This is a genomic window from Dyella sp. (genome assembly GCF_035486915.1).
Lineage (GTDB): Bacteria > Pseudomonadota > Gammaproteobacteria > Xanthomonadales > Rhodanobacteraceae > Dyella_B.
The window spans coordinates 1-5,631 of record NZ_DATHMR010000184.1; the positions used below are offsets into that span (position 1 = coordinate 1).

Here is a 5,631-nt window from a genome sequence, read left to right on the forward strand (position 1 = left end):
CCGTAGGGCGCGCTCTCCGGGGTGTCTTTTCTTTTGGTTACTTCTTCTTTGGACAAGCAAAGAAAAGTAACTCGACCGCCGGCAGGCGGGCGAAACGCCCGCCGCGTAGGCGAGCAAGCTGGCGTCAACGCACCAATGAAAACCGAAGTCACTGGATGACCAGCTTCACTGTTGAAAGGCGCCTGTGCCTTCACAGGAATGACGAGATAAACGTTGTCGCAAGCTGTCGAGTGGCATGCACAAGCAATGACGCCGGGGAAATCACCGCGTCTTCAACACGTCCCCGGGCTGAAATTGCCACGTCCGCGTGATGTAAAGAATATCCACCCGATTCTTATCCGGTGGCAACGCCGGAAACGGCGCACACAACCGCACGATCGTCTCAGCAGCCTTGTCGATCACCGCATATCCCGAACTCTGCGTCACATCGATGCTGTTCACAGAGCCATCGCGATTGAGCCCCACAGTCAAAATCACATCGCCATGAATATGCTGCTCGCGCGCCTGCTCGGGATAATTCAAATTGCCGACGCGTTCGATACGATTGACCCAGCCGTGCATATAGGCCGCGTACGCATATTCCTTGGTGCTCGCCGAAATGAATTTCTTGTGCGGGCGTTTGGCGTACGCCTGACTTTCCTTGCTTACCTCGGCGGAAAGTTGCGCTTCTTGTTGTTCGATGCGCGCTTCGTCGGCGTCGGAGGCATCCGGCGTGTCGCGTTCGTCTTTCGCCGAATCACTCTTGACGCTAAAGCTCGAATTGCCTGACGTTGTCAGCATGCGTCGATCGGTGGCTTGTTGTGGAGAGGGCGTGGCGGCTTCGACGGCTTGCGTCGCGGTGCCATTTGTCGGGATAGGTAGAAGACCGGAATAAGGCTGCGAGGGTTTGCTCGACTTGTCGCTGTCGCCGCCACCTTTGTTGTTCGCCTGCGCAAGAAAATCTGCTTTGTCGGGTGCATCGTTGTTCGCGACATTGACCAGCGTCACATCCAGCGTGGGCAGCGCAGGGCGCGTGGCGACGTAGCTGATGCCGATGCCAAACAGCAGCAGGCCGTGGACCAGCAGCGAAAAAATGAAAGTGGCCCCGATTTTGTTGTCACCGGGACGGCGGGCAACGGCATTCAAGCAGTTTTCTCAATCGCGTCGAACAGCATTCCCGCAATATTAATCCCGAACTGATGATCGAGTTCGCGCACACACGTTGGCGATGTGACGTTGATCTCGGTCAGGTAATCGCCGATGACGTCCAGGCCCACGAAACGCAAGCCGCGCTTGCGCAGATCGGGTGCGACTTGTGCGGCGATCCAGCGGTCGCGCTCGCTCAGGGGCACGCCTTCGCCGCGGCCGCCTGCCGCGAGGTTGCCGCGGAATTCATCGCCTTGCGGGATGCGCGCGAGTGCGTAGGGCACCGGTTCGCCATCGATCAGCAGAATGCGTTTGTCGCCCGCGCTGATTTGCGGAATGAATTTCTGCGCCATGGCGAATTGGCGACCCTGTGCGTGCGAATCCCCGGCGATCAGCGTCTCGAGCATCGAATTGAGGTTCTTGTCGCCCGCTTTGACGCGAAAGATGCCGCGGCCGCCCATGCCATCCAGCGGCTTGAGCACGACATCGCCGTGCTCGGCGACGAAGCGGCGCATGTCGGCCGGATCGCGCGAGACCAGGGTGGGCGCCATGCACTGCGGGAAGTGGGTGGTGTAGAGCTTCTCGTTACAGTCGCGCAGCGCCTGTGGGTCGTTGATGACCTGCACGCCTCCGCGCTGGGCAGCGTCCATCACCATCGTGTCGTAGATGAACTGGGCATTCACCGGCGGGTCTTTCCGCATCAGGATCGTGTTCATCTCGCGCAGGTCTGTCCAGCGCGTCTCGCCGAGCGTGAACCAGTCGGCTGGGTCGTCTTTGACGGTCAGGGGGCGCAGCCGCGCCCATGGGGCGCCGTCACGCAGGGCGAGGTCGCCTTGTTCCATGTAGTAGAGGCGATGCCCGCGCCGGGCCGCCTCCAGCAGCATGGCGAAGGTGGTGTCCTTGACGACCTTGATGGTGCTGATGGGGTCCATCAGCACAGCGACCGAACGGGGCATCGTGGGCTATCTCCGGTGGCCGGCTCCGCCGGCGGGTGGGGTCACGCATGTTCGCCGAGGATGTCCTGCCCGGCAAGGCGTCCCCTGACCGGGGCATGTGACACGGGCATGACCGGTTACGCAGTCCCTCCTTCACATTTGAGGGAAACTAGAGGCGTTGGCGCTAAGAGTTGCTGGCGTAAGCGATTTTTCCTTGACGGAAGACCGTGTCAGGCAGTAAACAGCAATGACGGAGTGCCCTGACGAAGATCAGGCGCCCAAAGAAGTTGCTGTGCAGGATTTTTTCATCCGTATCCGGGGGGCTTAACCGCAAACCGGTGACGTACCTGAGCCTGGGGCAGGCCGCAGGGGGGTTAAGTGAACTTGAATGTAGGTACGAACGGCTTGGCCGGTCTGAAGGTCATGGTTATCGATGACTCCAAGACCATCCGCCGCACGGCGGAAACCTTGCTGAAGAAAGAGGGCTGTGACGTGCTTACCGCCGTCGACGGCTTCGAAGCGCTGGCCAAGATTTCCGATCAGAAACCGTCGATCATCTTCGTGGACATCATGATGCCGCGACTCGATGGTTATCAGACGTGTGCGCTCATCAAGAACAATCCGCAATTCCGTTCGACGCCAGTGATCATGTTGAGCTCGAAGGATGGTCTGTTCGATAAAGCGCGCGGTCGTATCGTCGGCGCCGAACAATATCTCACCAAGCCATTCACGCGCGATGAATTGCTTGGAGCCATCCATCGACATGTCAGCACGGTTTAAGACCAGTGACTGCAGCATCTAAAGGGGGCGCTGTGGCCAAGATTCTCATCATCGACGATTCGCCGACCGACGTGCGCGTGTTCACCACGCTGCTCGAGCGCGCCGGTCATCACGTCGATGCGGTAAACAATGCAGAAGACGGGATTGAGCGCGTGCGCGTCACGCAACCGGATCTCGTGATCATGGACGTCATCATGCCGGGCATGAACGGTTTTCAGGCAACGCGCACGTTGACGCGCGATCCTGAGACTGCGGGCGTTCCGATCGTCATCATCACCACCAAATCGATGGAAACCGATCGTGTGTGGGGCATGCGTCAGGGTGCGAAGGCCTTCATCACCAAACCGGTGAACGAGAAGGAACTTCTCGCGTGTATCGACGAGCTGTTGCCGAACGCGGCGTGAGGTGAGCATGAACGCGACAGTCGCCCAAACGCCCTTCGAAGTTCTCGCCCGCTACGAGCGGCTTTCGCTGGCGCATGCGTCAGGTGGCGGACAGGAGCGGATGGAAGCGCCTGGCTTGTGGCGCGGCATCGGCTATCGCGCAGGCAATCGTCTGTTCGTGAGCGGTATCGAAGAGATTAACGAGTTGCTCGCCGTTCCGGCGCTGACACCCGTGCCGGGTACCCGGCCGTGGTTGCTCGGCGTGGCCAACGTGCGCGGCAATCTGATGCCGGTGATCGATCTGGCGCGCTTTCTCTTCAGCGAGCGTACGCAGCATTCGGAGCGTACGCGTTTGCTGGTAGTTCGCCAGGGCAGCGGCAACGTCGCGTTGCTGGTGGACGAGGTTTACGGACAGCGCACGGTGGATACCGAGCAGCGCCGTGATGCGGAACGCGAAGACGATCCGCGCCTGGCGCGCTTTGTCGACGATCGTGTGGAAGTGGATGGACAGCGTCTTGCGCTGTTCAGCATGGGCAAATTGGTGCGTGCACCTGATTTTCGTCAGGCCGCAGCTTAAGTGGTTATTCGCCGGGGTTCGACGCGGGAATAGTCGAGCACGGCATATACGACGGTTAACGACCGGGTAGTACAGGGTGAGGTGAATAGCAATGAGCACTACAGGGGGCATTCGCGCGGAGCGAGCGTTTACAACGCCGCTGATCCTGTTGATCGTGTTTATCGTTTTTGCAGGTGTGGATTTCTTCCTCCTCATCTCCAAGAACGCTGAAGACACACAGGCGACCGCGCTGACAACGCAAATCCAGGTGCTGTCGCAGCAGACGGCGAAGTACGCGCTGGAAGCATCCGGCGGTAACGCTGATTCGTTCACCGAGCTTGAAAGCAACCGCGACACGATCGACTCAGCCGTGCTGCGTCTGATCCAGGGCGATACGAAAACGGGCATGAAGCCCTACGCAGACAAAGACACGACAAGCACGGGTCGTGCTGTCTCCAAGCTCAACGATGCGTGGAAAGCGCTCGATAGCGATATCGGCAAGATTCTTTCGAATAAGCAGGTCGTGCTCGATTCGGCACAGCGCGCCGACAATCTTTCCAAACAGTTGCCGTTGCTCAACTCCAACATGGAGCAGGTGGTCAACATCCTGCAGCAGCGCAAGGGCACCAGCGCAGACGAAATGCTCGGCACGTCGCGCCAGATGTTGACCGCTGACCGAATCATCCGCCGCGTGCAGGAAGTGCTGCAGGGCGGTGAATCCGAGCAGGCTTCCGCAGATGGTCTGGCGCGCGACGCGCAGAACTACGGTGCCGTGCTGCAAGGCTTGTTGCAAGGTAATCAGGGCATGGGCGTGGCGCAGCTGGGCGACGCCAATGCGCGCAAGATCCTTTCGCAGATGCAGGACTCTTGGAACACGTTGAGCGATCCGATTGCCAAGCTCGCCGCTTCGGCCAGCAACATCGCGGAAGTGAAGAGCGCAGGCAACCAGGCGTCCCTCGATTCGTCCAACGTGTTGTTGCGCGCGAACGACCTCGCTGAGCAGATCCGACTGCTGCCGCAGCGCCGTCTCTTTCCCAACCAGTGGTGGGGCATTCTCGCCGCGATCGGCGCGGTGCTATGCGCTGTGGTGCTGATGGTGGGCGTCTATTACGAGCAGCGCCGCCGCGTGCGCGAGAGTACCGAACTCAACCAGCGTAACCAGGAGGCCATCATGCGCCTGCTGGACGAAATGGGTTCGCTCGCCGAAGGCGACCTGACGGTGAAGACCACCGTGTCCGAGGACATCACGGGCGCGATCGCGGACTCGGTGAACTACGCTATCGACGAATTGCGCACCCTGGTGACGACGATCAACGAAACGTCCGAGCAGGTGTCCTCGTCCGCACAGGAAACGCAGACCACTGCACGCCATCTGGCCGATGCGGCGCAGAACCAGGCGCATCGCATCAGCACGGCAACCACCGCCATCAACCAGATTGCCAGTTCGATGGACAACGTGTCCAAGAATTCCGCCGAATCGGCCGACGTGGCCGAACGCTCGGTGCAAATCGCCTCGCGCGGCGCCGAAGTGGTGCGCGAGACGATCTCGGGCATGGACTCGATCCGCGACCAGATCCAGGAAACGTCCAAGCGCATCAAGCGCCTCGGCGAGTCGTCCCAGGAAATCGGCTCGATCGTCGAACTGATCAACGACATCGCCGAGCAGACCAACATTCTCGCGTTGAACGCAGCGATCCAGGCCGCATCGGCCGGCGAAGCGGGCCGCGGTTTCGCGGTCGTCGCCGACGAAGTGCAGCGGCTCGCCGAACGCGCTTCGGGCGCGACGAAACGTATCGAAACACTGGTGCAGACGATTCAGTCCGACACCAACGAAGCGGTGAACTCGATGGAG

The 5,631-nt window shown here is 60.2% G+C and carries 6 protein-coding genes; 4 read left to right on the top strand and 2 right to left on the bottom strand.

Translation table 11 applies throughout. The annotated features are described in order from the left end of the window. Nucleotides 1-261: 261 nt before the first annotated feature. Complete coding sequence (locus tag VK725_RS15095) at nt 262-1,125, bottom strand: TonB family protein (protein WP_325318881.1); 864 nt, start codon at nt 1,123-1,125, stop codon at nt 262-264. Beyond that, nucleotides 1,122-2,081, bottom strand: a complete 960-nt coding sequence (gene gshB, locus VK725_RS15100; RefSeq protein WP_325318882.1) for a glutathione synthase — start codon at nt 2,079-2,081, stop codon at nt 1,122-1,124. Before gshB ends, VK725_RS15095 begins: the two co-directional genes overlap by 4 nt. Nucleotides 2,082-2,483: 402 nt before the next feature. Between gshB and pilG the strand changes: the two genes are divergently transcribed. From pilG to VK725_RS15120, 4 genes are all read left to right on the top strand, one after another. Beyond that, complete coding sequence (pilG, locus tag VK725_RS15105) at nt 2,484-2,840, top strand: twitching motility response regulator PilG (protein WP_199754369.1); 357 nt, start codon at nt 2,484-2,486, stop codon at nt 2,838-2,840. Between the two features lie 32 nt (nt 2,841-2,872). Beyond that, nucleotides 2,873-3,244: a response regulator gene (locus tag VK725_RS15110; protein WP_126674850.1), complete on the top strand. Its 372-nt coding sequence runs from the start codon at nt 2,873-2,875 to the stop codon at nt 3,242-3,244. A gap of 7 nt (nt 3,245-3,251) precedes the next feature. After that, nucleotides 3,252-3,800: a chemotaxis protein CheW gene (locus VK725_RS15115; protein ID WP_325318883.1), complete on the top strand. Its 549-nt coding sequence runs from the start codon at nt 3,252-3,254 to the stop codon at nt 3,798-3,800. Between the two features lie 91 nt (nt 3,801-3,891). Beyond that, on the top strand, nt 3,892-5,631 hold a 1,740-nt coding region (locus tag VK725_RS15120; protein ID WP_325318884.1), incomplete at its 3' end, for a methyl-accepting chemotaxis protein.